General features: G+C 68.0%; 3 protein-coding genes. 2 read left to right on the top strand and 1 reads right to left on the bottom strand.

The features are described 5' to 3' along the window. The coding region (locus tag SY1_RS06985; RefSeq protein WP_208873222.1) for an NADH-ubiquinone oxidoreductase-F iron-sulfur binding region domain-containing protein at positions 1–1,385 on the bottom strand (1,385 nt) is incomplete at its 3' end. Between the two features lie 352 nt (positions 1,386–1,737). On the opposite strand from SY1_RS06985, the gene SY1_RS06990 reads away from it, so the two are divergent. Further along, on the top strand, positions 1,738–2,736 hold the full coding sequence (locus SY1_RS06990; RefSeq protein WP_208873223.1) for an ABC transporter substrate-binding protein: 999 nt from the start codon (positions 1,738–1,740) through the stop codon (positions 2,734–2,736). After that, on the top strand, positions 2,726–3,298 hold a 573-nt coding region (locus tag SY1_RS06995), incomplete at its 3' end, for an ABC transporter permease (protein ID WP_208873224.1). The genes SY1_RS06990 and SY1_RS06995, both read left to right, overlap by 11 nt.

Here is a 3,298-nt window from a genome sequence, read left to right on the forward strand (position 1 = left end):
TCAGGAGGTCGCAGGCCAGGCGCGTCGGCTCGGTGCCGCAGGCCGCGGGGTGGGCGGCCGCCCTTGATGGCGCTGATCATCTGCTGCTGAATCCACAGGGCCTTCGCGTGTCCGGCCTCGTCCACCTCGACGCGCAGGGGCGTCGCCAACTCGTAGATCTGACAGCCCTCGACCTCCGTGGCCTCGACCTCCTCGGCCAGCGCCGTCATGTCCTCCTTGCGCCGGCGGTAGACCATGTCCACGCTCCTGGCGCCGAGCCGCAGCGCGGACCGCGCGCAGTCCATGGCCACGTTGCCACCGCCGATGACCACCACGTCCCTGCCCTTCAGGTCCGGATAGTCGTCGTCGCCGATCCGGCGCAGGATGGAGACGGCGGAGATGACGCCCTTCGCGTCCTCGCCGGGGATGTCGAGGGGCTTGTCGATGTGGGCGCCGATGGCGATGTAGACGGCGTCGAACTCGCGGCGCAGTTTTTCGAGCGGGTAGTCCGGCCCGATGGGGGTCTCCAGGTGGACCTTGACCCCTGCGGAGAGCAACGCGTCGATCTCGCCGTCCAGCGCCTCGCGCGGCAGGCGGTAGGCGGGGATGCCGTAGCGCAGCATGCCACCCAGGTGTTTTCGCTGCTCGAAGATCTCCGGCTCGTGTCCCATCAGGGCGAGGTAGTAGGCCGCCGTGATGCCGCTGGGGCCGCCGCCCACGATGGCCACCCGCTTGCCCGTGCCGGGGGCCTTCTTCTCGATGGGGACCTCCCCCGCGTGCTCCACCGCGTAGAGCTTCAGGCCCCGGATGTTCACGGAGTCGTCCACCATGTTGCGGCGGCAGCGCCGCTCACAGGGGTGCTCGCAGACCATGGCGCACACGGTGGGGAAGGGGTTGTCCTTCCGGATGAGGCGGACAGCGTCCTGGTAGCGCTCCGCGGCGACGAGGGCCACGTAGCCCGGGACGTCCACGTGGGCGGGGCAGAGCGAGACGCAGGGCACCGGCTGCGAGAGCCCGAAGGTGCATCGCCCCTTGGTGACGTGCTCCACGTAGTCGTCGCGGAACCCACGGACCCCCTTCAGGACCATGGAGGCGGCTTCGAACCCGATGGCGCAGTCCGCGGAGTCGTAGATGGCCTCCGCCGTGCGCTCGATCAGGCCGATGGTGTCCAGCGTCCCCCTTCCGTCCAGGATGTCCTCGATGAGGCGCTCGAGCTGCGGCAGCCCCACCCGGCAGGGGACGCACTTGCCGCAGGTCTGTGCGGCGCAGAGCTTCAGAAAGCTGCTGGCGAGGTCCAGCGGACAGAGCCCCGGCGGGCTCGCGATGATCCGGCGTTCGAGGTCCTTGTAGAGGGACTCGACCGTCGCCTGAGCCTGGTTGCTCGTGATGATGCTGAGACGACTCAAAACGATCACTCCCTTACCTTTGGCGTTGCAGAATTGTGGAACGGATTCCTGCCTTCAGCGCGTCGCGAAATTCCTGTTGAATCGGTATAATGATTTTTAAGGAAGGACAGGATTAGTCGGCGTTGACGCGACGACTTGGGACGCGTCCCCGGTGCACGGACGACGCGCCCTTCGGGGAGGTCGCTCAGGAGGCGGGTTAAATGCAGATTAAAACCGATTAACCCTGTTTCCTTAAAAAATGATTTAAAAGGTGCTGTAGGATTATTATAGCAAAAACCGCAGGAAAAAATTCTGAGGAGAAACGGAGGAAGTTTTAATGAAGCGGAAGGTTTCGATGAAACGCAGGGTGGCAATGGGATTTTTTGCGTGGGCTCGCGCCTTCGCCGGTCTGTTCGTCGCTGCCGCGGTGCTTGCCCCGCTCCTCGCGGCGCCCGCGCACGGGGCGGAGGCGGGAGGGGAGAGGCCTGTTCGGGTCCTCTGCCTCAAGGGGCCGACGGGCATGGGGCTCGCCAGGCTCATGGAGGAAGCGGAGGCGGGACGGACGGAGAACCGGTACGAGTTTCAGCTCGCCGTCTCGCCGGAGGACCTGATGGCCCGCTTCGTTCAGGGGGCTGCGGACGTCGTGGCCATGCCCTCCAACATGGCGGCGATCCTGTGGAACAGGACGCAGGGCGGCGTGCGGGTCCTCTCCGCCAGCACGCTGGGGGTGCTGGCCGTCGTCGAGAAGGGGGACGCGATCCACGGCATGGGGGACCTGAGGGGCAGGACCATCCTGGCGTCGGGCCGGGGGGCCTCCCCGGAGTACGTGCTGAACTTCCTCTTGAGGTCGAACGGCCTGGAGCCGGGGACGGACTGCAAGGTCGAGTGGCTCAGCGAACACGCTGCCGTCGTCGCAGGCCTCGCCGCAGGGAAGGGGGACGCGGCCCTGCTGCCGCATCCCTTCGTCGAGGCCGCTGCGATGAAGGTGAAGGGCTTGCGGGAAGCGCTGGACCTGACGGAGGAGTGGCGGCGGCTTGACCTGGGCTCCGAGCTGGTGATGGCCGTCAACGCGGCGGGGCGGGACTACGTGGACTCCCACGGCGCGGAGGTTGCGGCCTTCCTGCGCGAGGCTCGATCGTCCGCGGAGTGGGTCAACGCGCACCCGGCGGAGGCCGCGCGCTTCATCGTGAAGCACGAGGTCCTGGAGGACGCGGGGATCGCGGAGCGGGCCATTCCCCGCTGCGGCATCACGGCTCTTGCGGGAGCGGAGATGCGGAGGGCGCTAAGCGGATACCTCAAGGTGCTGTTCGACGCCGACCCGAGGTCCGTGGGCGGCGTTCTGCCGGACGAAACCTTCTACTATGCCCGATAGGCGGTCCCTCCGCCGGGTTGCCTCCCTCCTGTTCTTCCTCGCGGTCTGGCACGCGCTGGCCCTCCGCTTCTCGGAGGGGATCGCCGTCGCCGCGCCGTCGGACGCGCTGCGCGCCCTCCTGCGCCTCGCGCGCACCGGGGCCTTTTGGAGTGCCCTCGCCTCCTCGGCGGCGCACGTCCTGGGCGGCCTCCTACTGGCGCTGCTTGCGGCGTCGCCCGCCGCGGCGCTCTGCTTCTACTCCGGGACGGCCGAGTTCCTCGTGGCCCCCTTCCTCGCCTTCATGAAGAGTGTGCCCATCGCGGCCGTCGCCATCCTGCTCCTCATCCTGTTCTCGAGCGGCGGCATCGCGCTGGCCGTCGTGGTCGTCGTGGCGTTCCCCATCCTCTGCACGGCGCTTTTGACGGGCGTCCGGGCCGCCGACGCGAAGCTCATCGAGATGGCCAGGGTCTTTCGCTGGAGCGGGCTCAGGCAATGGCGCTGGCTCTTCCTGCCCGCGGCCCGGCCCCACCTGGAGGGCGCGCTCCGCCTCTCCGCGGGGATGGCCTGGAAGGCCGGCATCGCG

It is taken from the genome of Fretibacterium fastidiosum (assembly GCF_000210715.1).
GTDB lineage: Bacteria > Synergistota > Synergistia > Synergistales > Aminobacteriaceae > Fretibacterium > Fretibacterium fastidiosum.

Coding starts and splice junctions, on each gene's coding strand:
- SY1_RS06990 (WP_208873223.1), top strand. CDS start 1,738: ATGGGATTTTTTGCGTGGGCTCGCGCCTTCGCCGGTCTGTTCGTCGCT.